This is a genomic window from Candidatus Pelagibacter sp. (assembly GCF_052049675.1).
Lineage (GTDB): Bacteria > Pseudomonadota > Alphaproteobacteria > Pelagibacterales > Pelagibacteraceae > Pelagibacter.
In genome coordinates this window covers 590,578-615,427 of the sequence record NZ_JBNGZM010000001.1, presented here as the reverse complement: position 1 = coordinate 615,427, position 24,850 = coordinate 590,578, and the positions used below count along the sequence as shown (strand labels likewise).

31 protein-coding genes are annotated in these 24,850 nt (G+C 31.4%); 17 read left to right on the top strand and 14 right to left on the bottom strand.

The genetic code is table 11. The annotated features are described in order from the left end of the window. Positions 1-12: 12 nt before the first annotated feature. Positions 13-1,518 (bottom strand): UxaA family hydrolase, encoded by a 1,506-nt coding sequence (locus ACTT9L_RS03430; protein WP_440927946.1) that lies wholly within the window; start codon positions 1,516-1,518, stop codon positions 13-15. A gap of 45 nt (positions 1,519-1,563) precedes the next feature. On the opposite strand from ACTT9L_RS03430, the gene ACTT9L_RS03425 reads away from it, so the two are divergent. From ACTT9L_RS03425 to ACTT9L_RS03365, 13 genes are all read left to right on the top strand, one after another. Beyond that, positions 1,564-3,348 (top strand): IlvD/Edd family dehydratase, encoded by a 1,785-nt coding sequence (locus tag ACTT9L_RS03425; protein WP_440927945.1) that lies wholly within the window; start codon positions 1,564-1,566, stop codon positions 3,346-3,348. After that, a complete protein-coding gene (locus ACTT9L_RS03420; RefSeq protein WP_440927944.1) occupies positions 3,348-4,316 on the top strand; it encodes a 2-hydroxyacid dehydrogenase in 969 nt (322 codons plus the stop codon). Before ACTT9L_RS03425 ends, ACTT9L_RS03420 begins: the two co-directional genes overlap by 1 nt. A gap of 125 nt (positions 4,317-4,441) precedes the next feature. Beyond that, complete coding sequence (gene dctP, locus ACTT9L_RS03415; RefSeq protein WP_440927943.1) at positions 4,442-5,458, top strand: TRAP transporter substrate-binding protein DctP; 1,017 nt, start codon at positions 4,442-4,444, stop codon at positions 5,456-5,458. A 65-nt stretch (positions 5,459-5,523) separates the two neighbouring features. Then, positions 5,524-6,108: a TRAP transporter small permease subunit gene (locus tag ACTT9L_RS03410; protein WP_440927942.1), complete on the top strand. Its 585-nt coding sequence runs from the start codon at positions 5,524-5,526 to the stop codon at positions 6,106-6,108. Between the two features lies 1 nt (position 6,109). Continuing rightward, positions 6,110-7,432 carry a TRAP transporter large permease gene (locus ACTT9L_RS03405; protein WP_440927941.1) on the top strand — a complete coding sequence of 441 codons (1,323 nt, stop codon included), beginning with the start codon at positions 6,110-6,112 and terminating at the stop codon, positions 7,430-7,432. Beyond that, on the top strand, positions 7,429-8,298 hold the full coding sequence (locus ACTT9L_RS03400; protein WP_440927940.1) for an NAD(P)-dependent oxidoreductase: 870 nt from the start codon (positions 7,429-7,431) through the stop codon (positions 8,296-8,298). The genes ACTT9L_RS03405 and ACTT9L_RS03400 overlap by 4 nt, the downstream gene beginning before the upstream one ends. Beyond that, the gene (locus ACTT9L_RS03395) at positions 8,295-9,038 is read left to right on the top strand and encodes an SDR family oxidoreductase (RefSeq protein ID WP_440927939.1); all 744 of its coding nucleotides are present in this window, start codon (positions 8,295-8,297) and stop codon (positions 9,036-9,038) included. Before ACTT9L_RS03400 ends, ACTT9L_RS03395 begins: the two co-directional genes overlap by 4 nt. Before the next feature lie 21 nt (positions 9,039-9,059). Next, positions 9,060-9,902, top strand: a complete 843-nt coding sequence (locus tag ACTT9L_RS03390; RefSeq protein ID WP_440927938.1) for a fumarylacetoacetate hydrolase family protein — start codon at positions 9,060-9,062, stop codon at positions 9,900-9,902. A 6-nt stretch (positions 9,903-9,908) separates the two neighbouring features. Then, positions 9,909-11,081: a mandelate racemase/muconate lactonizing enzyme family protein gene (locus tag ACTT9L_RS03385; RefSeq protein WP_440927937.1), complete on the top strand. Its 1,173-nt coding sequence runs from the start codon at positions 9,909-9,911 to the stop codon at positions 11,079-11,081. Then, positions 11,074-11,985, top strand: coding sequence for an SMP-30/gluconolactonase/LRE family protein (locus ACTT9L_RS03380; RefSeq protein WP_440927936.1), 912 nt, complete (start codon positions 11,074-11,076; stop codon positions 11,983-11,985). Before ACTT9L_RS03385 ends, ACTT9L_RS03380 begins: the two co-directional genes overlap by 8 nt. Continuing rightward, positions 11,960-14,650 (top strand): phosphoenolpyruvate carboxylase, encoded by a 2,691-nt coding sequence (gene ppc / locus ACTT9L_RS03375; protein ID WP_440927935.1) that lies wholly within the window; start codon positions 11,960-11,962, stop codon positions 14,648-14,650. The genes ACTT9L_RS03380 and ppc overlap by 26 nt, the downstream gene beginning before the upstream one ends. Next, positions 14,651-15,358: a cytochrome c biogenesis CcdA family protein gene (locus ACTT9L_RS03370; RefSeq protein WP_440927934.1), complete on the top strand. Its 708-nt coding sequence runs from the start codon at positions 14,651-14,653 to the stop codon at positions 15,356-15,358. Between the two features lie 9 nt (positions 15,359-15,367). Further along, positions 15,368-15,955, top strand: coding sequence for an FMN-dependent NADH-azoreductase (locus tag ACTT9L_RS03365; protein WP_440927933.1), 588 nt, complete (start codon positions 15,368-15,370; stop codon positions 15,953-15,955). Here ACTT9L_RS03365 and ACTT9L_RS03360 read toward each other — a convergent pair. Then, the gene (locus ACTT9L_RS03360; protein WP_440927932.1) at positions 15,945-17,048 is read right to left on the bottom strand and encodes a TauD/TfdA family dioxygenase; all 1,104 of its coding nucleotides are present in this window, start codon (positions 17,046-17,048) and stop codon (positions 15,945-15,947) included. The genes ACTT9L_RS03365 and ACTT9L_RS03360 overlap by 11 nt on opposite strands. Before the next feature lie 67 nt (positions 17,049-17,115). On the opposite strand from ACTT9L_RS03360, the gene ACTT9L_RS03355 reads away from it, so the two are divergent. From ACTT9L_RS03355 to ACTT9L_RS03345, 3 genes are read left to right on the top strand one after another with little or no spacing between them, the layout of a single operon-like run. Further along, the gene (locus ACTT9L_RS03355) at positions 17,116-17,922 is read left to right on the top strand and encodes an inositol monophosphatase family protein (protein WP_440925092.1); all 807 of its coding nucleotides are present in this window, start codon (positions 17,116-17,118) and stop codon (positions 17,920-17,922) included. Then, a complete protein-coding gene (locus tag ACTT9L_RS03350; protein WP_440927931.1) occupies positions 17,919-18,482 on the top strand; it encodes a DUF924 family protein in 564 nt (187 codons plus the stop codon). The genes ACTT9L_RS03355 and ACTT9L_RS03350 overlap by 4 nt, the downstream gene beginning before the upstream one ends. A 1-nt stretch (position 18,483) precedes the next feature. Further along, positions 18,484-18,855: a DUF952 domain-containing protein gene (locus tag ACTT9L_RS03345; protein ID WP_440927930.1), complete on the top strand. Its 372-nt coding sequence runs from the start codon at positions 18,484-18,486 to the stop codon at positions 18,853-18,855. Here the strand turns inward: ACTT9L_RS03345 and ACTT9L_RS03340 are convergent. The 10 genes from ACTT9L_RS03340 to ACTT9L_RS03295 all read right to left on the bottom strand — a co-directional run bounded on the left by ACTT9L_RS03340 (position 18,834) and on the right by ACTT9L_RS03295 (position 22,684). Next, positions 18,834-19,169 carry an SMR family transporter gene (locus tag ACTT9L_RS03340; protein WP_075484748.1) on the bottom strand — a complete coding sequence of 112 codons (336 nt, stop codon included), beginning with the start codon at positions 19,167-19,169 and terminating at the stop codon, positions 18,834-18,836. The genes ACTT9L_RS03345 and ACTT9L_RS03340 overlap by 22 nt on opposite strands. A 1-nt stretch (position 19,170) precedes the next feature. Next, positions 19,171-19,503: a DMT family transporter gene (locus tag ACTT9L_RS03335; protein WP_440927929.1), complete on the bottom strand. Its 333-nt coding sequence runs from the start codon at positions 19,501-19,503 to the stop codon at positions 19,171-19,173. A gap of 38 nt (positions 19,504-19,541) precedes the next feature. Beyond that, on the bottom strand, positions 19,542-20,132 hold the full coding sequence (locus ACTT9L_RS03330; protein ID WP_440927928.1) for a 2-hydroxychromene-2-carboxylate isomerase: 591 nt from the start codon (positions 20,130-20,132) through the stop codon (positions 19,542-19,544). Further along, positions 20,133-20,453 carry a nuclear transport factor 2 family protein gene (locus tag ACTT9L_RS03325; protein WP_440927927.1) on the bottom strand — a complete coding sequence of 107 codons (321 nt, stop codon included), beginning with the start codon at positions 20,451-20,453 and terminating at the stop codon, positions 20,133-20,135. Positions 20,454-20,468: 15 nt separating this feature from the next. After that, positions 20,469-20,792 carry a hypothetical protein gene (locus tag ACTT9L_RS03320; protein ID WP_440927926.1) on the bottom strand — a complete coding sequence of 108 codons (324 nt, stop codon included), beginning with the start codon at positions 20,790-20,792 and terminating at the stop codon, positions 20,469-20,471. Then, the gene (locus tag ACTT9L_RS03315; protein WP_440927925.1) at positions 20,792-21,142 is read right to left on the bottom strand and encodes a cupin domain-containing protein; all 351 of its coding nucleotides are present in this window, start codon (positions 21,140-21,142) and stop codon (positions 20,792-20,794) included. The genes ACTT9L_RS03320 and ACTT9L_RS03315 overlap by 1 nt, the downstream gene beginning before the upstream one ends. A gap of 73 nt (positions 21,143-21,215) precedes the next feature. Next, positions 21,216-21,500, bottom strand: a complete 285-nt coding sequence (locus ACTT9L_RS03310) for a hypothetical protein (RefSeq protein ID WP_023854076.1) — start codon at positions 21,498-21,500, stop codon at positions 21,216-21,218. 17 nt (positions 21,501-21,517) lie between these two features. Next, complete coding sequence (locus tag ACTT9L_RS03305) at positions 21,518-21,808, bottom strand: hypothetical protein (protein ID WP_440927924.1); 291 nt, start codon at positions 21,806-21,808, stop codon at positions 21,518-21,520. 3 nt (positions 21,809-21,811) lie between these two features. Continuing rightward, positions 21,812-22,198: a hypothetical protein gene (locus ACTT9L_RS03300; RefSeq protein ID WP_440927923.1), complete on the bottom strand. Its 387-nt coding sequence runs from the start codon at positions 22,196-22,198 to the stop codon at positions 21,812-21,814. Positions 22,199-22,207: 9 nt separating this feature from the next. Then, a complete protein-coding gene (locus ACTT9L_RS03295; RefSeq protein WP_440927922.1) occupies positions 22,208-22,684 on the bottom strand; it encodes a hypothetical protein in 477 nt (158 codons plus the stop codon). Positions 22,685-22,841: 157 nt separating this feature from the next. Here ACTT9L_RS03295 and ACTT9L_RS03290 point away from each other — a divergent pair, with 157 nt between their 5' ends. Next, positions 22,842-23,258 (top strand): hypothetical protein, encoded by a 417-nt coding sequence (locus ACTT9L_RS03290; RefSeq protein WP_440927921.1) that lies wholly within the window; start codon positions 22,842-22,844, stop codon positions 23,256-23,258. Here ACTT9L_RS03290 and ACTT9L_RS03285 read toward each other — a convergent pair. After that, positions 23,255-24,256, bottom strand: coding sequence for a cysteine synthase A (locus ACTT9L_RS03285; protein ID WP_440927920.1), 1,002 nt, complete (start codon positions 24,254-24,256; stop codon positions 23,255-23,257). The genes ACTT9L_RS03290 and ACTT9L_RS03285 overlap by 4 nt on opposite strands. Beyond that, positions 24,249-24,833: a serine O-acetyltransferase EpsC gene (epsC, locus tag ACTT9L_RS03280; RefSeq protein ID WP_440927919.1), complete on the bottom strand. Its 585-nt coding sequence runs from the start codon at positions 24,831-24,833 to the stop codon at positions 24,249-24,251. Before epsC ends, ACTT9L_RS03285 begins: the two co-directional genes overlap by 8 nt. Positions 24,834-24,850: the final 17 nt, after the last annotated feature.

Below are 24,850 nucleotides of genomic sequence, written 5' to 3'. Positions count from 1 at the left end.
GGAAAATAAAAATTACATCACTACGCCTACCTGCCAAGGATTGAACTCCTCGTCACCGTAGCCGTTTATTTCACTCTTTGATTTATTTCCTGAAGCAGTATTAACAATTAGTTCAAATATTTTTTGACCAACTTCTTCAACTTTTTCTTTACCTTCGGCAATTGTTCCACAATTAATATCCATATCTTCTGACATTTTTTCAAACATAGCTGAGTTTGTTGAAAGTTTTAAACTTGGAACTGGTTTGCAACCAAAACAAGATCCGCGTCCTGTTGTAAAACAAATTACATTAGCACCTGATGCTACTTGACCTGTAACAGATACAGGATCGTAACCAGGAGAGTCCATAAAATTAAATCCTTTGTTTTTTAAAGGTTCTGCATAGTGCAATACATCCTGAAGAATAGAATTTCCTCCTTTTGCAACAGCACCTAAGGATTTTTCTAAAATTGTTGTAAGGCCACCCTTTTTATTTCCTGGGGCCGGGTTGTTATCCATTGAACTGTTATTGATTGAAGTATAATTTCTCCACCATTCTAATCTTTGTATCAGCTTGTCAGCAGTCTCTTGTGAGCTTGCTCTATTAATCAATAAATGTTCAGCTCCATAAATCTCTGGAGTTTCAGATAAAATTGAACTTCCACCTTTCTTAACCAGTAGGTCTGCCGCAACACCTAATGCAGGATTTGCAGTTATCCCAGAATATCCATCTGAGCCACCACACTGAAGAGCTAAAGTTAAATGGCTTACTGGTTGTGAGGTTCTCTGCACACTGTTTGCCTCTGAAAGTAAATTTTTTATTTGAGACAAAACTTTATCAACTATTTTTTTAGTTCCACCTTCGTCCTGTATAGTTAAAAAATGAATTCGGTTATGTTTTTTTAAAGACTCATCAAATAAACTTACTTGGGCACATTCACAACCCAAACCGATTACAAACACATGAGAAAAGTTTGGATGATTTTTAAAGCCATCTATAGTTCTTTGGAAAATTTGCATCCCTTCACTTTCTGTATTCATTCCACATCCAGTTGAGTGAGTAATTGGCACTATGCCATCAATATTTGGGTAATCTTTTAAAATGTCAGAATATTTAATCTTTTCAACAATCATTTTAGTGACTGTTGCTGAGCAGTTTACTGTGCTAACTATTCCAATATAATTTCTAGTAGCGACCTGTCCATTATCTCTTAAAATTCCATTAAAGAAGGTATCTGCTTTATTATCTATAATGTGTTTTTTGTCTGTTACTTTAAATTCTCTTTTAAACTCTCTAAATTCTAAATTATGTGAGTGGACATGTTGTCCAGGTTTAATTTCATCTAAAGCAAAACCAATTATTTGATCATATTTAATGATTGGATCACCTTTTTTAATTGTTTTTAAGCAAACTTTATGTCCAAAAGGGATTGGATCGATAGTACTAATCTCATGACCTTTAATTTTTGTTTTTTCAGGAATAATAAATTGACTAACACCCACATTGTCATTCTTATTTAAAACTATTAGATTATTCATAAAATTATTATATAACTATAAATCTAAAGAGACCATTAAACAATTATGCCTAAAAAGAGAAAAAAAACTTTCAGAAGTCAGCAGTGGTTTAATAACCCAAAAAACCCAGATATGACGGCTTTGTATCTAGAAAGATATTTAAATTATGGTCTCACTAGAAAAGAATTACAATCTGGAAACCCAATAATAGGAATAGCTCAATCTGGTAGTGACCTTTCACCATGTAATAGGCATTTTATGTCACTCAGCAAGAGAATAAAAGATGGAGTCAGAAGAGCAGGAGGTATACCTATGGAGTTTCCAACCCATCCAATTCAAGAAACAGGAAAAAGACCAACAGCAATGTTGGATAGAAATCTTTCATATTTGTCATTAGTAGAAGTTTTATATGGATACCCACTAGATGGAGTTATCTTAACAACAGGATGTGATAAGACCACTCCTGCAGCCTTGATGGCAGCAGCCACAGTAAATATTCCAGCAATAGTTTTATCTGGTGGCCCTATGTTAGATGGAGTTTATAAGGGAAAATTAGCTGGATCAGGAATGGTAGTTTGGGAAGCTAGAAAAATGTTAGCTAAAGGAGAAATTAAATATGAGGAATTTATGGATATGGTTTCATCATCCTCACCAAGTGCTGGCCATTGCAATACAATGGGAACAGCTTCTTCAATGAACTCAGTAGCAGAAGCATTAGGGATGTCTTTACCAGGAGGTGCAGTTATTCCCGCTCCTTACAGAGAAAGAGAGCAAATTTCTTACGAAACAGGAAAAAGAATTGTTGGAATGGTTTATGAAGATTTAACCCCATCAAAAATTATGACACGTAAAGCTTTTGAAAACGCAGTAGTAGTAGCAAGTGCTATAGGCGGATCTAGTAATTGTACAGCCCATTTAAGTGCTATTGCAAAACATATGGGAATTAAATTCGATCTTTCTGATTGGCAAAAACTTGGGCACGACATTCCCTTATTAGTAAATTGCCAACCTGCAGGAGAATACTTAATGGAAAGTTTTCACAGAGCTGGAGCAATACCTGCAGTAATGAAGGAATTAATTAAAAATAAAAAAATTCATACAAATATAAAGACAGTCACGGGTAAAACTGTAGGTGAAAATTTAAGAAAGAAAGTTGATATAGACAATAAAGTAATTAAAACTTTTAAAAATGCATTAACTGAAAAAGCTGGTTTTTTGGTTATGAGAAGTAATTTTTTCTCGTCTGCTATAATGAAAACATCTGTAATCAGTAAGGAATTTAAAGATCAATACTTATCAAATCCTAAACACCCTAATGTTTTTGAATGTAAAGCTATAGTTTTTGAAGGACCTGAAGATTATCATAAAAGACTTAATGATAAAAAATTAAAAGTAAATGAAAACTCAATATTAATTATTAGAGGTTGCGGACCGGTTGGATATCCTGGATCGGCGGAGGTGGTTAATATGCAACCACCTGACAGATTATTAAAAAAAGGAATAAGACATTTACCAACTTTGGGAGATGGAAGACAGAGTGGAACATCCGAGAGCCCATCAATACTTCATGTTTCACCAGAGTCAGCAGTAGGTGGAGATCTAGGCATTGTTAAAACTTATGATAAAATAAAAATAGACTTAAATAAAAGAAGAGTTGATTTATTGATTTCTCAAGCTGAATTTAAAAAACGAAGAAAAAACAAAAAATTATTTAAGCCAAAAAACCAAACTCCTTGGCAGGAAATATTTAGAAATACTGTTGGTCAGTTGGATGATGGTGCATGCATCAATTCTCGAGGTAAATACTTAGACGTATCACACACCAAAGGTTTACCAAGAGATTCCCACTAATGAGGCCAAAAATATTAGTTTCCAGGAAAATATCAGATTTAGCAGAAGAAAAACTTCAAAAAGAATTTGAAGTAACTTTTAATTCAAAAGACGAACCCATTTCAGAAAGTGACTTAATAAAAATTGTTAATGATTACGATGGAATGATTTCGACTGGTTTTGATAAAATTAGTGAAAATTTTTTTAATAATTTAAATGGTAAATTAAGAATTATTGCTCAAGTTGGTGTTGGTTATGATAATATTTCAATTAAATCTGCAAAAGAAAAAAAAATTAAAGTTACAAATACGCCTAATGTTTTAAATGAAGCAGTAGCAGAAACGACTATTCTATTAATTCTGGCAGCTTCAAGAAGAATTGGTGAAGCATACAATCTAGTGAAAACAGACAATTGGAAAAATCAAAAACCCGATCTTACTAAATTTATGATTGGAAACTCGGTTACAGGTAAAACTTTAGGTATCATTGGTATGGGTCGTATAGGAAGAATGGCTGCAAAAAGTGCTAAAGCATTTGGAATGGATATAATTTATCATAACAGAAATAAACTCTCTGATGATCAAGAGGATGGGGCAAAATATTTTTCCGATATAAAGTCTATGCTACCTGAGTGTGACTTTCTTAGTATTCATACACCAGCAACATCTGAGACCAAATATATATTAAATGCTTCAACTATAAATTTATTACCTAAGCATGCTGTTGTTATAAATACCTCAAGAGGATCAACTATTAATGATGATGATTTAATTGATGCTCTCGAGAATAAAAAAATCTATGCGGCTGGTTTAGATGTATTTAATAATGAACCTAATTTAGATAAAAGATATTTAAAATTAGATAACTGTTTTGTTTTACCACATATTGGAAGTGCGACTCATGAGACTAGATTAGCAATGAGCATGATGGCAGTTGATAACATTTATTGTTTTTTTAATAAAAAACCGCTTATTTCTGAAGTGGTTTAAAACAACTTAGAGTTGTTAGTTAAGAAGATATATATAATTTCTATATATAAACATTAAACGAATTCGTTGATCTCAAAAAACATTTGTGATTAAATTTCAAAAAAAACACAAACGAGAGGAAGATAATGTTTAAACTTATATCTAAAACTATAGCTGCAGTAGCTATTGTTTCAGTTGCTTTATTTGGTTCTGCACATGCAAAGACTTTAAAGATTGAAACACACTTTACTGCTAGTTCACCAAATGGTGAGGTTGCCGCTCAATTCGCTAAAAACGTTGAAAAGTTTTCTGGCGGAAGCTTAAAAGTGCAAATGTTCTATTCATCGTCAGTAACTGGTAAATCAGCTGAGGTATTTAACTCTGCACAAACTGGAATTATTGACTGTGATATGACTGGTGCAGGATACCAAACTGGTAAAAATGCAGCATTTCAATTTGCAGGAGACGTAATGGGTGGGTATGATAACCCTTATCAACAATATGAATTCTTGAATTTCCCAGGAGCTCAAGAGGCCGTTGATGCACTTTACAATAAGTATGGAATGACTTTGATTGGTTGGTGGATACCAGGACATGAGTCTCTAATTTCTAGCAGACCAATTCCAGATGTTGCTTCATTGAAAGACTTTAAATTCAGATCGCCTCCAGGAATGGAAAGTATGATCTTCACAGCATTAGGTGCTAAGCCAATTGTTATGGACTTTGGTGAAGTTCCTACGGCTTTACAAACTGGTCTAATCGATGGTGCAGATTACTCATCTTTAGCGACTAACTATGCAGGTGGACACTATGAGCAAAATAAATATGCTACTTACCCAGGTTTCCACTCTATGCCAGCTGACCATTTAGCTTGCAATACAAAAGTATGGAACAAGTTAAAGCCTCACGAAAAAGGTGCAATGTTAGCTGCGATCGAAATCTGTGGAAGAACTATCACTAGTTTGGTTGAAAGAAAAAATGCAGAAGCAGTTAAAGCTTTAAATGAAATGGGAGTTACTCTTCACGACTGGTCTAAAGAAGATAGAGCTAAATTTAGACAAGCTGCACTTGGTGCTTGGGAAGAATGGAAGACTAAATCACCTGAAGCTGCTGCACTTATAGAGATACATAAAGCTTACATGAAAGCTAACGGTATCCTATAATTAATAGTATATAAAAAATCTTGAAGGGCCTGAAAAGGCCCTTCTAACAAAAAAATTTTTTACTTATGCGAGATAAAGATTTGCAAGATAAACAACTTCAAGAGCAAAGTGAAAAAGTTGCAAGTAAAGATGATTTTCCAATAAATTGGATAGACCGAATTTCCTTATTTTTAAGTCATACAACCAAATACTTAATCCCTATAATAGTAGTTGTAATGATGTATGAAATTTTTATGAGATATGTCTTATTTAAACCAACATTATGGGCTAACGAGTTATGTTTGTGGCTGGCTGGTGTTTGTTATTTAGTAGGAGGAATATACGCTACAAGACTAAGAAGCCACATAAGAATAGTATTATTATATGATTATGTCAGCAGACCAGTTCAGAGAATTTTTGATTTAATTAGCACTACTATTATAGTTGTTTTTGCTGCTGCTGTAATTTATGGTGGTTTTGAAGATGCGCATAGATCATTCATAAATTGGGAAAGATTTGCAACTTACTGGGATCCACCAATTCCAGCTACTATGAAACCTCTTACACTAATATGCTTATTTCTTATTGCACTTCAATCTGTAAATAATTTAATTATTGATTGGAAAAATCCTAAAGAAAAACAATACCAACCAGCTAAAGATTTAAAATAAGATGGAATTTGAGATAGGTACACTCTCTATCATACTTATCGTTGGATTATTAGCCCTTATATCTATTGGTGTTCCAATGGGATTTGCATCTGGTTTTATGGGTGCGGTACTTGTATTTTTATATATAGGTGAACATGCATTGGGAATTTTACTTTCAAGATACTATTCTCTTGTTGTTACATATTCTTTTTTATCTGTTCCTTTGTTTATATTTATGGCCTCCTTGCTTGAACGCTCGAACATTGCGAGAGATTTATATGATGCTTTAAATGCTTGGTTAAGAAAAACTAGAGGTGGAGTAGGTGTCGTAACTGCGATCATGGCAACAATCATGGCTGCAATGAGTGGAATTATTGGAGGCGAAATAGTTTTATTAGGATTGATTGCACTCCCTCAGATGTTGAGATTAAAATACGATCAAGATATGTCGATAGGTATTATTTGTGCATCAGGTTCCTTAGGTACAATGATACCTCCATCTATTGTTTTAATTATTTATGGATTAACAACCGAAACTTCAATTACGATGTTATTCCAAGAGGCAATTGTTCCGGGTTTAATGATTTCAGGATTAATTATTACTTACATTCTTATAAGAACAAGATTGCAGCCTCATCTGGCACCACTAAGTGATGAACCAGCTTTAACCTTCAAAGAAAAAATGTCTTACCTTCCAGGTCTTTTGCCACCTATTGGTATTGTAATAATTGTTTTGGGTTCAATTTACTCTGGTATGACAGGTATTACAGAAGCAGCTGGAATGGGTGTGGTTGCAACTTTAATAATAATTTTTGCTAGAAGAGAGCTTACATGGTTTTTGTTTAAAGACGCATTGGTTAGAACATTTAAAGCTTCGGGGACAATTTTAACAATTACTTTTGGTGCTACAGTGCTTGCAGGTGCTTATTCACTTGCTGGAGGACCAACTTATGTTGCAGAGACTATTTTAGCTTATGATTTAAAACCAATGTATTTAATTTTCATGATGCAAATAATGTTTTTAATTATGGGTGCATTTATGGATTGGGTTGGGATTGTTTTATTAGCAATGCCGGTATTTTTACCAATTGTTATAGCACTAGGTATGGATCCCATCTGGTTTGGAATTTTATTTTGTGTAAATATGCAAGTTTCGTTTTTAAGTCCACCATTTGGTCCTGCAGCTTTTTATTTGAAATCAGTTGCACCTCCACATATTTCATTGACAGATATATTCAGAGGTTTTGCTCCTTTTATAGTAATCCAATTAATAGTATTAGCTTGTGTTATGTTCTTTCCAGAGGCAATGACACAAAATTTCCACGAGTTTAAACCTAAGCCATGATAAATATTGGTTTTGTTGGAACAGGTCTTATGGGCCTTCCAATGGCAAAAAATATATTAAAATCAGGATTGAAATTAACTGTATTCAACCGAACAATAAATAAAGCTGAACCTTTAAAAGAGTTTGGTGCAGAAATATCAAAAACATTAACTGAAGTTGTTAAAGATAAAGATTGTATAATTACAATGTTAACAGATGATAGTGCAGTTGATGCAATTATGAGTAATTCAGATTTTTTAGATAACTTAAAATCTGGATCTACTGTTATTGATATGAGTTCAGTTAAACCAACCACTGCAACAAAATATGGCAATAGTCTAAAATTAAAAAATATAAATTATTTAGATGCACCAGTTTCAGGAGGCACTATCGGAGCAGAGGAAGCATCTTTAGCAATTATGGTTGGAGGTGAACAAAGTGTATTTGATAATTCTCTGAATATTTTAAAAGCAATGGGAAACCCAACATTAGTGGGACCTGTGGGAAGTGGACAAGTTTCTAAATTAGCAAATCAAATTGTAGTAGGAGTTACAATAGGAGCAGTTGCAGAGGCAATAACCTTATGTGAAAAAGCTGGTGCTGATCCAACAAAACTAATTAAAGCTCTTTCTGGAGGCTGGGCAGATAGTAAAATTTTACAAACACATGGAAAAAGAATGATAGATAAAGATTTTAGTCCAAAAGGTAAAACATCAACTCATTTGAAAGATATGAATAACATTTTAGAGTGCGCAAACTCATATAATACGCATTTACCTATTTCAAATTTGGTGAAAGAAATGTATAAAACTTTAGTCGATAATGGTCATGGAAACACTGATCATAGTTCACTTTATAATGAAATCGAAAGGATAAATAAAAAATGAGTGGAAGATTAGAAGGTAAAAAAATTCTAGTAACAGCAGCCGGTCAAGGAATCGGAAAAGCAACTGCAATTGCATTTCACAAAGAAGGTGCTCAGGTTATTGCAACTGATTTAAATGATAAGACTTTGGCTGATTTAAATAAAGAATATCCTGAGATTAAAGTACAAAATTTAGACTCAACAGATAACAGTGCGATTTTAGAATTTACTAAAACATTAGATAAAGTCGATGTTTTGTTTAATGCAGTTGGATTTGTCCATCATGGGACAATATTACAGTGTGAGGAAAAAGATTGGGATTTTTCCTCAACTGTGAATGTAAAGTCTATGTATTTTATGTGTAAAGCTATCCTACCTTTAATGGTAAAACAAAATGGTGGAAGCATCATAAATGTATCATCATGTGCATCAAGTTTAAAAGGTTTTCCAAACAGGTTTGTTTATGGAGCAACAAAAGGCGCAGTAATTGGTTTAACAAAATCAATAGCTGCTGACTTTGTTAAAAAAAATATTAGATGTAATTCAATTGCACCTGGAACAGTATTTTCTCCATCTTGGCAAGATAGAGTTAATCAAAGTCCAGATCCTGTTCAGGCAAAAAAAGATTTCATCGCTAGACAACCTATGGGAAGACTAGGTACCGCTGAGGAGATAGCAGCAGTAGCTGTATATTTAGCAAGTGATGATGCAACATTTACAACAGGAACAACAATTTCAGTTGATGGTGGAATTTCAATATAATTAAACAACAAAAGGATAAATATGAAATTATTAAGAGTAGGAAAAAAAGGAAGTGAAAAGCCAGCTATTATGGATAAGGATGGTAAAATTAGGGACATAAGTTCTCATATTAAAGATTTAAATCCTGATTTCTTAAACTTCGAGACTTTTGCAAAGTTACAAAATGCTGATTTATCGAGTTTACCTGAATTATCCTCAAATGAAAGAATAGGCTCTTGTATAACTAGCCCACGTAAGTTTATAGCTATAGGTCTTAATTATTCAGATCATGCTGCTGAAGTTGGTGCTGATATTCCAAAAGAACCAATAGTTTTTATGAAGGCAACTAGCTGTATAGTTGGACCCAACGATGATGTTGAAATAGTTTCAGGATCAAAAAAATTAGACTGGGAGGTAGAGCTTGGTATTGTAATTGGTAAAGAAGCCAAACATATTGCAGAAAATAAATCACAAGATCATATTTTAGGTTATTGTTTAGTAAATGATGTAAGTGAACGTGAGTGGCAACTTGAAAAAATGGGACAATGGGTCAAAGGAAAATCTCATGACACTTATGGCCCTGTTGGTCCACATTTAGTTACAAAAGATGAAATATCAGACGTTAATAATTTAAAAATGAGCTTAGATGTAAATGGAAAAAGAATGCAAACAGGTAATACAAGCACAATGATATTTAATGTTGATGTGATAGTATCTTATTTGAGTAAGTATATGACCCTTTTACCAGGAGATATTATTACAACCGGGACACCTCCAGGAGTAGGCATGGGAATGAAGCCACAGCAATTCTTAAAAGCAGGTGATATTATGAAATTATCAGTTGAAAATTTAGGAGAGCAAAACTCGAAGGTAGTTGCTTTATAATTTGTTGTGAAAATAACTTCTATTAAAAGTCATGTACTTAGATATGAGTTAGAAAAAGAACTCGGTTACTCACAACAATACTATAAACATCGTACAGCTCACCTAGTTGAAGTCCAAACAGATGAAGGAATAACGGGTTGGGGTGAGTGTTTTGGCCCTGGAAATATAGCTTTAGCAAACAAGTATATTGTAGAAAAGGTTATACAGCCTTTGGTGATTGGTGAAGACCCTTTAAACAAAGAGTATATCTGGCAAAAAGTTTACAATCTTTTAAGAGATAGTGGTCAAAAGGGGATGCCAATACAAGCTTTATCAGGAGTAGATATAGCTCTATGGGATATCTTAGGAAAAAAAACAAATTCTCCCCTTTACCAACTTGTTGGTGGAAAATGTAATGATGATGTTCCTGTATATGGATATGGGATGATGTTGCAAAAAAAATCAATTGATGAGTTAATTCCATTATTTCAAGAAGAAGCAAAACAGATTAAATCAAAAAACTTTAAAGCTATGAAAATGAAAGTTGGATTGGGTCCAAAAGAAGATTTAAAGTTAGTACAAGCAGTTAGAAACTCTATAGGCAAAGATTTTAAATTAATGGTTGATGCAAATCATGCTTATAACTTGAAAGATGCACTTTACGTTGGAAAAGGTTTGGATGAATTAGATATTTATTGGTTTGAGGAACCTGTTGCTCCTGAGGATTATGACGGGTATAAAGAATTAAAACAAAAAATCTCCACTAGTATTGCAGGCGGTGAGGCTGAATTTACGAAATATGGATGGAATAAACTTATAGAAAATAAATGCATTGATATAGCTCAACCAGAGGTATGTGGGTTAGGTGGCATTACAGAATATTTGAAGGTTGTGGCCATGGCTCAAGCTAACTTTGTTCCAGTGGTCAATCATGTTTGGGGATCTGCTGTAAGTATTGCGGTCAATCTTCATTTGTTAACCTCACAACCTGATATGCCAGGGGGATTATTTCCTACAAAATCTATGCTTGAATTTGATACTACAGAAAAAAATATCTTTATAACAGATCTGCCAAAAGAGAATTTTTCAATTTTTGATCAAGTTAAAGATAATAATGGATTTGCATCAGTGACAGATAATACAGGTATTGGTATAAACCCAAATGAGGACTTTATTAAAGAGTTTGAGGTAAATGAATAAAATTAAAACTTCAGAACCAAAACCAATTTGGAAATTAAGATGCACTCTAGGTGAAGGAACACTTTGGGTTAAAGAGCATAATTCAATTTACTTTGTAGATATAAAGAAAAAGAGAATTTGTTCTTTAAATATTAAAAATAAAAAAAAGAATATATTTAAAGTCAATAAAGAAGTAGGTTTCATTGCTCATATTAATAATCATATTTTTATTTTAGGTCTTCAGGGAGAATTAAGAATTCAAAATTTAAAATCAAAAAAAGTTTTAAAATCAATACCTATAGAGCCAAAAATAAAGTTAAATAGAATAAATGATGGCAAAACAGACCCTGCTGGAAATCTTTGGTTTGGTACTATGGATAATCTAGAGAGAAATATTGAAAAAGGATCTTTGTATAAGTTAGATAAAAATCTTAAATTAACTAAAGTTGACAAAAATTATAGAATTACAAATGGTCCAGCATTTATTGATGAATATAACTTATACCACACTGATAGTCGGAAAAAAACTATTTATAAAATTAAGATAAATAAAAAAAATAAAATAATTAGTAAAAAAATATTTAAAAAATTGTCACTGGAGGAAGGAGTTCCAGATGGAATGACTTTAGATAAAAATAAAAATTTATGGGTCGCACATTTTCGTGGGGCATGCGTCTCAGTATTTAACAGTAAGGCAAAATTAATTCATAGAATTCATTTTCCAGCTAAAAACATTACTAACTGTGCATTTGGAGGTAAAAATAATCAAGAACTTTATGTTTCAACAGCAACAAAAGGAATGAACAAAGCAGATTTGCGAAAATTTAGATATTCTGGCTTCTTTTTTAGTGTAAAAACTAACTCGAAAGGAATTTTACAGAAAAAATTTATTTTAAGTAATGAAGAAAAGAGATCTTTACTATGAGCGAATACCTACAAAGCTTTTAAGAGAAGATTTTAGATTACTAGGTACTTTTCTTGGTAAAGTTATAAAAGATCAAGAGGGTAAGAACTTTTTCAATATTGTTGAAAAATTTAGGTTATTATCCAAAAATACTCTAAGAGACAAAAATAAAAGTAAAGTTTTATCTAAAATATCCATGGAAGTAAAAAAACTTTCACCAGAAAATACATTTAAGTTAACAAGAGCATTTTCACACATTTTAAATTTATTAAATCTTGCAGAGTCAATTGATGCTTCAAGGAAGCTTAATGAATATGAAAATCCATATTTTAAAAATAAAAATCAAAATTTATTTATTGAAGATTTAATTGAAGGTCTTTTTAAAAATAAAAAAATTCCTGATAAAAAAATTTATGAACAAGCAACAAAACTTGATATTGGAATTGTTTTAACTGCACACCCAACAGAAGTAAAAAGAAGGACCTTAATTCAAAAATATGCAAATTTAATAGATATATTGGAAAAAAGGCATCTCTATAAAAAATATCCATCTAAGATTATCGAATTAGACAGACAGCTATATTCAGAAATTGCTATAATATGGAAAACAGACGAACTTAAGAGGACTAAGCCTTCCCCACTTGATGAGGCAAGATGGGGGTTGGCAGTAATTGAGGACAGTTTATGGGATACAATACCTAAAGTTTATAAGAGACTTAATGATATATTTAGAAAAAATTTAAAGAAAGATTTACCTAGAGACTTTAATCCTATTCAATTTGGATCCTGGATGGGAGGAGATAGAGATGGAAATCCAAATGTGACTGCTGAAGTCACTAAAAAAGTTTTGCTATTTTCTCGATGGCAAGCTGCAAAATTATACGACAAAGAACTTACAAAATTAATACAAGATTTATCAATGGAAGAATGTTCTGTGAAAATTAAAAAAGTAACTGGAAATAGTTTTGAACCATATAGAGTATTCTTAAGACCTATAAGAGATAAAGTAAGATTAACACATCATCTAATCGAAAATCATTTAAATAATAATTCGATACTGGATGAAAAGAAATTGATACAAAATAAATATGAAATTACACTTCCATTAAGAGAGGTAAGAAATTCTTTAAAATTAAATAAAGAGGACCATATTGCAAATGCAGATTTACTAGACTTAATGAGAAGAGTAAGATGTTTTGGTATCAATCTTGCCAGATTAGATATAAGACAAGAAGCGGATCGACATAGCAAGCTTCTAAATGAACTTTTTAAAAAAAAATATAATATTAAATATAATTTATTAAGTGAAAAAGAAAAAATAAAATTATTGAATAAATTAATTAAAGAAAAAAAATATTTTGTCGATAGAATAAAAATAACTAACAAAGAAAACAAGGAAGTTTGGAACACATTTAAGCAAATATCAAAAACTCCTAATGAATGTTTAGGCGCGTATGTTATATCAATGACTTCTACTGCATCAGATATTTTATCTGTGTATTTTTTACAAATTCAAGCAAAAATAAAAAATTTTTTAAGGGTTGTCCCACTTTTTGAAACTTTAGATGACCTAAAAAATGCAAATAGCGTTATGAAAAATTTATTTAAACTTTCTTGGTATAGAAAAATGGCAAACGCTAATCAAGAAGTAATGATTGGATACTCAGACTCAAGTAAAGATGCAGGTAAATTGTCAGCTAGTTGGCATCAATACAAACTTCAAGAGGAATTAAGAGGTTTAGCAAAAAAATATAGTTTTGATTTGGTTTTCTTTCATGGAAGAGGAGGGTCTCCAGGAAGAGGAGGTGGTCCAATTCAGGCAACATTAAAATCCCAACCAGCTGGAACTGTAAATGGAAAAATTAGAATTACTGATCAGGGAGAGGTAATTCAACAAAAATATGGATACAAACCTTTAGCTGAATATAATCTTTGTAGCTACATCGGAGCGGTTATGGACGCTTCTTTAAATCCACCTCCAAGATCTAAGCCTAATTGGCGAGCGTTAATCCAGAACATGTCTGAAATCTCAACATCTGCTTATAGGAAATATTTAAATCAAAGCGAAGACTTTATCAGATACTTTAAAACTGTTACACCTCACAAGTCTTTAGGAAAGCTAGCTATAGGTTCTAGACCAACAAAAAGAAAGAATGTTGATAACATACAAGGTCTAAGAGCGATACCTTGGGTATTTGCTTGGACGCAAATTAGATTAATGTTACCAGCTTGGTTAGGAACAACCGAGGCTTTGAGATATGGATCAATTAAAAAGTTTAAAAAAACTATGATGGACATGGAAAAAAACTGGCCATATTTTGTTTCGACAATGGATATTTTAGATATGGTAATTTCAAAAGTTGATCCAGAAATATCAGTGATTTATGAAAATAATTTGGCAGATGCCCCATTAAGGAGAATTGGTAAAAAACTAAGATATCAATTTGATGCACTGGTCAAATTGCATAATAAAATAACTCCAAAGGAAGTGGTAAAAGAAAGAAAAAAATTTAGAAAAGCACTGTTTATTAGGAGCAATTATACAGAGATGTTAAACATTTTACAGGCGAATATAATGAATAAATTAACAAAGAAAAAATACAAAAAATTGGATAAAAAATTTCTTGATGATGCTTTAATGACATCTATCGCAGGTATATCTGCTGCAATGAAAAATACCGGATAAATGTTTGAATATTTAATTGCTTTTGGAGCAGGGCTTATAAGTTTTTTGTCTCCATGTGTGTTACCTTTAATACCTGGATATATTTCTTATATATCTGGTCAATCATTACAAGAAATACTAAATAAAAAAGAAATAAACTTTTTTCCGTTAATTTTATTTTGTTTAGGGTTCTCTACAGTTTTTGTTCTTTTAGGAGCATCTGCATCATTTTTAGGTCAAACACTTTTACAAAATTCAGAAATATTAAGAATTGTAGCTGGAATAGTTATAATTATTTTCTCTCTTCAATTAATTGGAATAATCAATATTCCCTACTTAAATTTTGAAAAAAGATTCGATGCAAAAGAATCAAGAAATATTCTTTTTCCATATGTAATCGGTGTTGCTTTTGGTTTTGGTTGGACACCATGTATTGGTCCAATTTTAGGTTCAATTTTAGCTTTAGCATCTATTGAGGAAACTTTATCAAGAGCAATTATATTATTAATTTTATACTCATTAGGACTTGCAATTCCTTTTGTTTTATCAGGATATTTAATTCAAAGATTTTTATTATTTTCTAAGAACTTTAGGAAAAATATTAATTTAATATCAAAAATTGGTGGAATTATTCTTTTAGTAACAGGTATTTTGATCCTAACTAACCAATTACAAGCGATTGGATTTTATATAATTGAAATCTTTCCTTTTATGCAAAAATTCGGATAAAAGGTATTAATGAAGATTTATCAAATAGACTCAAGTGCTAGAAAAAAAGGATCAACCTCACGTGCACTTGCTAAAAAACTTTTAGAGAAAATTAAAAAACCTGGAGATAAGGTGATTTATCGTGATTTAGATGATGAAATGTTTTTTGTAAGCGGACTTACAGAGTCGGGTATGAAAATTGATGAAAAAGATCAGACAGAGCACCACAAAAAAATGTTCGAACTTTCTGATAAATTAGTAAAAGAGTTAAAAGAAAGTGATGTGATTATAATTTCAGCTCCTATTTATAATTATGGTCCTCCTGCAACACTTAAAGCTTGGTCAGATTTAGCAGCTAGAATTGGAGAAACATTTAGATTTAAACCTAATGGGAGACGGGAAGGGTTATTAAAAAATAAACATGCCTATTTAGTAATAACCTCTGGAGGAACCAAATTGAACAGTTCTGAGGATTTCTTAACTCCATGGTTAAAATTTATTCTTAATTTTTTTGGAATTGAAAAAGTAGATATTGTCAGTGCAGATCAAATGGCATTAGATTATGAAAAATCAATAAGCGATGCAGAGGCACAAATAGAAAAATTATTTAAAGATTAAACTTTCTTTTTAAATGTCTAAGTTTCCCCTCGGTACTATCAAAATCAATATAACAACCTTGTAAAAATCTTTCACCTTCTTTAGTTTCATAAGATGTTCTACCATGTAGTAATCGATGATTATCCATCATTATTAAGTCTTTAGGCTCAAGTTTAAATTCAATTCTATATTTCTCAGAATTATACATTTCAGATAGTTTCTTTCTTGCTTGATAATAAAGATCTAATTTTTCTTTATCTAAAATTGGAACGTAGTCTAGTCTAGGACTAAATCTAACTTGTCTAAAACTTTTATCATCGTTAAGTTCAATTAATGGAGAGATGTTTTCTAATATTACTTCTTTATCTACAAATCTAAATCTAACTTTTACCTCTGTTAAAATATCATAAAATTCTGGAAATTTACTTCTTAATTCTTCCGTAACAGTATAACCGTCAACTAAAGATGATAGTCCGCCTGATACTTTACTTTCAATACAATGTAATAACTGAATACACGGTACAGGATTTCTATAAGGATTATCAGTATGAGGAGCTAAGGCTAAAGATGTGTAAGCAAGATCATTAGGATCTGGTTTAGATTTAACATTAAAGTATTCTCCAAAATTTGTTCTTCGTACACTTCCTATGGAATTTGCAAATTCTACAATATAGTTTTTTGATGTTGGAATATTCTTTATAATAACAAATCCATATTGATAAAAAGAAACAAGCAAATCATGCATTTCCTTACTTTCATAAAAATCTTTTTGATACTGAAAATTTTTAATATTTTTAAGTCGCGAGTCCCATTTAGTTTTTTCTATTGATTTAATAACAATATCTTCATTAGAAAATTCTAAAGCAATTTTATCAATTTCTAGTTTTGAAGTAACACCATCATTAAAATCAATTTCCAAATATTTTTCATTAATATTTGCTTTATTTATTGAAATATCACTACTCAAGGAAGTAGGATCAAAAAGCCTCTGTTGAGTTCCTTTATCTAGGTATTCTTCGCCATTTACTCTTTCACGTAACCAGAATGGGTGAATTTCTTTTTTTTCAGATCCATTATTGTAAAAAACCTTATTTTGATTTAGCTCAATTTTCATAATTACCACCTGAGGATTATTTAAAATTTAACTTTAATCAACATAAATTAAATAGTATGAGTTCTGTGTGATTAATTTTGATAGAAAAAAATACCCTATATACGCTAGTTTTTTGAATCAATTAGCAAAGGATTTAACTAAGTTCTATAATTCAAAATTGAACAGAACTTTTAAAGTATCTAACAAGCTTAAAGGAAAAGGTTATGATCCAGTAACTACTTCAGACAGAGCTTTTGAAAAATTTATACGTTCAAGGATTAAAAAAAAATTTCCTACACATCAAGTTATTGGTGAAGAATATGGTTCAACAAATTCAAAAAGTGATTATACCTGGGTAATTGACCCTATAGATGGAACAAGATCATACGTTATAGGAAACCCAACTTGGAGTAACTTAATTTCATTAAATTTTAAGGGAATACCAATTCTGGGATTAGCAAACTTTCCAGTTCTTAAAAAATATTATTTAAATTATTCTGATCAACTTGCTTATGTCATTTCTCAAGGAAAAAAGAAAAAATTATCAGTAAATAAAAAAGCTACGTTTAAAAATGTAAAGGTTTCTGCAGCATTTCATGGATGGTTGTCATTAAACAAACAAAAAAAAATTCCAAAAATTTTGAAATTAATGCAATTTCCATGCAGTGATGCATTAAGTTATTCTCACTTAGCGGAGGGAAGAGTTGATATAGTAATACAGTGCTCAAATAAAATTTGGGATATTCATCCACTAATACCAATTATTAAGGCAGCAGGTGGTATCATTAGTACCTGGGATAATAGAGATGCTACTAATGCTGGAAATATCCTGGTCTCTTCAAATAAAAAAATTCATAATAATTTTCTAAAATTATTAAAACCAGTATCAAAATGATACCAGAAAGAGCACAAGTTATTTTAGATTTTTGGTTTAAAGAAACTCCTTTTGAAATACGTTTCAAAAAAGATGAAATCTTTGATAAAAAAATCAGAGATAATTTTCTAAAAGATTATGAGTTTGCGTGTAATAATGAGTATGACGACTGGCAAGATAACCCAATGAGCTGCTTAGCTCTTGTAATTTTGTTTGATCAGTTTTCACGTAATTTATTTAGAGGTGATAAAAGAGCTTTTGATAAGGACCAAAAAACAAGATTAATTGTAAATGACGCAGTTTACTCTGGCTATTTAGAAGCCATGAATGTTGATCAAAGATTTTTTATGCTATTACCTTTAATTCATAGTGAGGAAATTAGTGATCACGAAATGGCATATTATTTATTAAATAAATATTTAAGAGAGCATGAAGAATATCATAAAATTAAAAAGTTTTGGCAGGATCATACAAAAGCTATTAGATTATTTCATAGATATCCACATAGAAATGAAATATTAGGTCGAGAGTCTACAGAAGAAGAAAAAGAATTCTTAAAAGGTCCAAACTCTTCTTGGTAAAATGAATTTAGAGTTTATTTTCAAAATTATTGATAAAGATGATTGGCAAAAAGCCAAACAAATTGGGACTTATGGAGGATCTAAAAAGGATATCGAAGATGGTTACATACATTTCTCAGAGGAAGATCAAGTAGAGGAAACGCTTAGAAGACATTATCCAAAAAAAGAAAATTTACTTTTATTAAAAGTGAATGCATTTAAACTTGAGCACTTACTATGGGAACAAGCTTCAAATGGAGATATGTATCCTCATTTATATTCACCTTTAGATATCTCAAATGTTGAGGAAGAATTCGATTTACCTCTTGATGAGGATGGAAATCATAAACTTCAAGAGATTTTAAAAAAATATCAGTTTAGCCGACCAAGATAATTAACCATTATTACACCAACAATAATTAATATTATTCCTACAATTCCATAAATATTTGGGACCTGATTAAGTTTTAATACTGCAAATAGTACTACTCCCGTTACTGTTAGCCCACTATATGTTGCATAAGCAAAACCAACTGGAAGAGCATGCATTGCTTTTGCAATTGAAAACATTGTAATACACATAAATAGAATGCATAAAACAGATGGAGTTAGTTTTGTAAATCCTTCAGAAATTTTGGCTAAGCTATTAGATGCAATTCCAAAAGAAATACCTAAAGCTAAAAATAAATAACCCAACAAAGGTTTCATATTATTGATTTCCTAATAAATTTACCATTAATACGCCAACTATAATAAATGCTAGTCCTATCATAGAATATAAATTGGGAACTTGATTATATTTAATTACACCCACAATGACTGTTGCAATAATTGTGAGTCCAGCGAAAGAGGCGTAGGTAATTCCCATAGGTATATTTTTCATTACTAATGAAAGTGCATACATACACAATACAATTGTAATTGCTGTAATTATACTTGGAACAAAAAGTGTAAAACCTTCAGCACTTTTTGCAAAACTGTTTGAAGTTACACCTAAAAATACTGCAATACCTAAAAATAAATATGAACTAGCAAGACTCATACAAAGAGTTTAAATGAATTTTGTTAGAATATATAGAATTATTTAAGAGACCATTTAATAGCATCTTCCATTCGATCATCACCCCAGAAGAGTTCATTTTTCACTATAAAAGATGGACTACCAAAAATTTTATTTTCACGAGCTGAATTAGTGTTCTCGTTATATTTTGCCTCTATAATTTCTGATTTTGCCTCAGATATGATTTCATCTTTATTTAAATTTAATTCATCACAAACCTCATTAATGTTAGGTTCTATCGCTGGTTCTTTTCCTTCCTGAAACCATTTTTTATAAGTAAGAATTACAAATTTTTCTCCCCAACCTTTTTCAAAGCCAAGAATTGCGATTTGATTTGCTAAATCAAACTCTGATAAAGGGTAGGGAACTGGTGTCTTAGCAAAAAAACCATATCCTTCTGCTCGTCTTTCAATATCTCTCCACATGTAATTGACTTTATTAATTTTATCTTTTGGAAATGGGATATTATTCATTTCCCTCATAATTGCTCTAACTGAAAAGGGTTTCCAATTAAATTTTACTTGATGTTGTTTTTCAACATCAAGTATTCTTGTTACAGAAAGATAGGTGTAAGTACTTCCTATCGAAAAATAAAAATCAATACCACTCACTTACTTTGGCATAGGTGTAGCACCAGTTTCTAAACTAACAATTTTTCCATTATCATATTTATAAACTGCCATTACAGCCTCTACATTTCCATCATCAAAAGTAACAAATGAATGATGAACACCAACTTCCTCATTTTCATAGACAACTCTTACTTTATCTTGATTTATGTCGCCGCTCATTGCCCATTTGATAACGTCACTTTTGCCTAAAACATTTCCTGACTTATGCATTGTGAATTTAAAATCATCATGCAAAAGATCATTCATCACTGCTTCATCTTTATTTTTTATTGCAGCACTATATTTTTCTAATATAGACATATTATTCCTTTCTATTTATTCACCTGGTTTTTTATAACTTTTTGAAACATCAGCTGCCTTTTTAAATGCACTGTTGTAATCAAATACTTCATGAACCATCAGATCTGACATCATTCCACTATTTAAAACAGTTACTTTCATAGCAAGAACACTTTCATAATCTCCTTCAACACAGAAAAGAACATCAAAACGTCCTCTTAACCATTCATAACTTATTGCTTTTACTCCTAAGCTATCACACATTGATTTCATTACTGCACCTCTATCTGCGTTAGGGTCAGCATGCATTTTTTTTAATAACTCAGGACTTGCCTTTCCAATTACATAAAATTTAGACATTACTCACCCCACATTCCATGAAATTCATATACTACTGCTGGTTTATCTCCAACAACCCATCCATCATGACCTGGTTGTATTGAATATGCATCACCAGCTTTATAAGTTAGTTCAGTTCCATCATTATGTTTTGCACAAACTGCACCTGAGATAATTATACCAAGATGTGTAGCTTGACAGCTGTCGCCACCAACTGTTGGCTTTATGTCTTTTGACCATTGCCAACCAGGTTGCAAAGTAAGTTTCATCAATCTTTGATTTCCAACTTTGACCGCTTCAATTTTAGCATTATTAAAATTATCATTTACTTCATCTGCTTTATCAAAACTTTTTACTTCTATTCCAACCATTTTTCCTCCTTGTTACTAATGATTTAGTTACTAAGTCTAGCAGAGATTAGTCAGTATGTGTAGCCTCAGCTTTCTATTTAACCTTAGTTAAATCATATATTGAGTAACTGTCTAACACTTCATCCATTATTGGCTTTGATACCTCTGTACCTTCTATAAACTTATGAAGTGCAGCTTCATCAGTACAAAATATTTTAAACATTACAGTGCTTTTGTCTGGAGTTACAGTTCCAATTGTTTTTTCAACCACAGCAACTTTAGCCCTTTCAGCAAGTCCTTCAGGAGATTGCATAAATCCCATGAATTTCTCAAAAGTACCTTCTTTTAACTTTGCTACTACTAGCATTTCTTTTTCCATTTTTTCCTCCTATTTTATTATCCTGAAAAATTTTCCATAAAGTCTCCATTCATGGGAGTGATTTTTGCAGAATCTAAGTCAACACCAGCTGCAGCTCTTGCAGCGTGAAGTTCTTTATCATTTTTAAATGCCTCAAACCCCTGCATTGTTGCATATTTTACAATCACTGTAAATTTTGAAGCGTCTTCTTTTGATACACCAGCAAAAATAATGGTTGCACCAAATCCTTTAATTTTTTCAGCATTATCTTTAACCATATCCCTCCATGCTGAAAACGATTTTATATTTTCCTCTATTTTTATAATCATATTTTATCCTCCATAAATTGTTTTAGAAGTTTCCTCTACTTTTTCTTTACCATTTGGTATTAATTTGAAAATAAACGCATAGCAATTATCCATTAAAGTTTTTTGATAAGGTTTACCAAACATTTCATCAACAGTAGAATTTATACTTGAATTTATTTTATCCTCTAAAACACCCTCATTTGTAAGAAATTCTCTAGTAACCTTTGCTGCAGCCAAACTATTTTCTTTGTAAGCTAAATCTCCATTTGGAAGCTCACCTTGTTTAATAAACTGAGTAGATGTAAAAATTCCTGCACATTTTAAAGAATCGGATATTTCTTTATTACTTATTTTTGCATGTGAAGTTGCTGTTAGCAAAATCAATAAAAACGTAAAAATTATTTTTTTCATTTTCCCTTTCTAAAAAGTATATTCACCACTCATTTGATTCATAGAGTGAGCCATACCAGCTTTACCTCTTATATTTTGTCGACTTGAATTACCACTTCCTGAAATATTTTCATATTTTCCTGTTCCACCAACAATAACAAAAGTACCTGTTCCACCTTGGCCACCAGTTCCTTTACCTTTGTAATTAATATAAACCTTTTCACCATCCATTAGATAAAAAGTACACATACCTGTTTCATCGTCAAATTTTCCAGCTACCAATGTTAATCCACCAATGCAATGCATAGTAGATTTGTCAAAAATACTTCCGGGTTCTTTATCCATAAGCCCAGCATTACCATCATATGTAATACTCATATTACCGTTTCCAGCATCCATTGCATTTAATGACCATGATCCTGCTCCAGCAGCATTAAATTTTCCTGTCTCTGCTAATGAGTAATTTGAGATCGTTAAAAAAATTATTAAAAATAAAATTTTCTTCATTTTTACCTCTTTAAATTATTAAATTTAACACAACACTGTTACATAATTGTTAATGAGTCACTCGTGTTTATAGCGCGCGACAGTTATGCAATTTCAGAGCATAAAAAATGTTAATTATGCTGTTTTATTTAATTTAAATATTTGATAATAATTATCTATGATCGAAGAATTTAATGGAATTGTTTATCTAATAATTTTTATTGTTCATTTCCTTGTTTACGCTGTTTATGCTTTTAGAGCCATAGTTGGAACAAAGAGTTTTATGGATCAATATAACATCGATCATTCGGCAGCTGTGATTACAAGATTTTTTGGAGCTCCTTTTGTTGGGTCTTTCCTAATGGCTATTTATATTATGTTCGTTAGAGACGGTGGAGTAAATGGAACTTGGGCGTTCTTTAATTTAGTATTTGTTCAAAATTTAATGTACTTAATATTTGGTATTTATACCATTTACATAAATAAACTTGGACACACTGAAAAGACTAACAGTGAAGGTGTAATAGCTGCTGGAGTACTTACAATTTTAAGTGCTATTCTTACTTACGGATTAGCTGATAAAATTTATATTTAAAACCAATTAGGTATTGGCAGACCTTTTTCTTCTAAAAATTTTTTATTAAACATTTTAGTTGCGTATTTGTCACTTCTATCACAAAGAATAGTAACAATAGTTTTTCCTGGCCCTAACTCTTTTCCCATTCTAATTGCTCCTGCAATATTTATTCCACAGCTTGTACCTAAACTTAATCCTTCGTTTTGAATTAAATCATAAAGAATAGGTAGTGCCTCATGATCATCTATTGAATAAGCATTATCAATCTTAGCTTCACCAAAGTTAGCTGTTACTCTACTTGAACCAATTCCTTCAGTAATTGATCCACCCTCCGATTTAAGTTCACCATTTTTTATGTAATTATAAAGAGCAGAACCTTTTGGATCAGATAGGTAAATTTTTATATCTTTATTCTTTTCTTTAAGAGCATTGCTGACACCTGAAATTGTACCTCCAGTCCCTGAAGAACAAACAAAACCATCTACTTTACCATCAGTTTGTTCCCAGATTTCTTGACCTGTTCCCTCATAATGTCCTCTGGCATTTGCAGTATTATCGAATTGGTTAGCCCAAATCACTCCATTATTATTTGTAGGTCTTAGTTCATCTGCAAGTCTAGCTGCTACTTTTACAAAGTTGTTGTCATCTTTATAAGGCTTAGGTGGAACTAATCTTAATTCAGCTCCAAGGTTTCTAAGTAAATCTTTTTTCTCTTGTGTTTGATTGTCATTCATTACAATTATAGTTTTATAACCAAGAGAATTTCCTAAAAGACCCAAACCTATTCCTGTATTACCAGCTGTTCCCTCGACAACAGTTCCACCTTTAGAAATTAACTTTTTTTCTTGAGCATCTTTAATTAATGCAAGAGCAGCTCTATCTTTTACTGATCCTCCAGGATTTAAAAATTCTGCTTTTCCATAAATGTTACACCCAGTAATTTCAGAGGCTGCTCTGAGTTTAATTAATGGAGTATTTCCTATTCCAGAAATAAAATCGTTTTGGGTATTATTCATTATCTGATTTTTTATCACTATCAGACGTAATTCCATAAGGTTTAAATTCACTATCTGCTATTCCAACATTTCTTGCAGGAATTCCAACCATTACAGCATTTTCTGAAACATCTTTTGTAATGACTGCATTTGCTCCAATTCTAGCACCTTTGCCAACGACAACAGGACCTAATACTTGTGCACCTGAACCAATAACTACATCTTCTTTTATAGTTGGATGTCTTTTCATATTTCGTTGGTGATTTGAATTAATGCTTGGAGCAATTCCACCTAACGTAACCATGTGATAGATAGTTACATTATCCCCAATGTCTGAAGTTTCACCAATCACAACACCCATTCCATGATCTATAAATAAATTTTTTCCAATTTTTGCATTAGGATGAATTTCTATTCCAGTTAAGAATCTTGAAAATTGAGAAATGATTCTTGCTATCAAATGAAATTTTGCAGTACTAAAAAAATTTGCTATTCGATGAAAAAAAACTGCTTTAACACCAGGATAAGTTAATATCAAACTTAACTTTGACCTTGCAGCAGGATCTCTATCAATTATGGATTGTAAAAAATCACTCATATTTCTTTAGTTTAGTT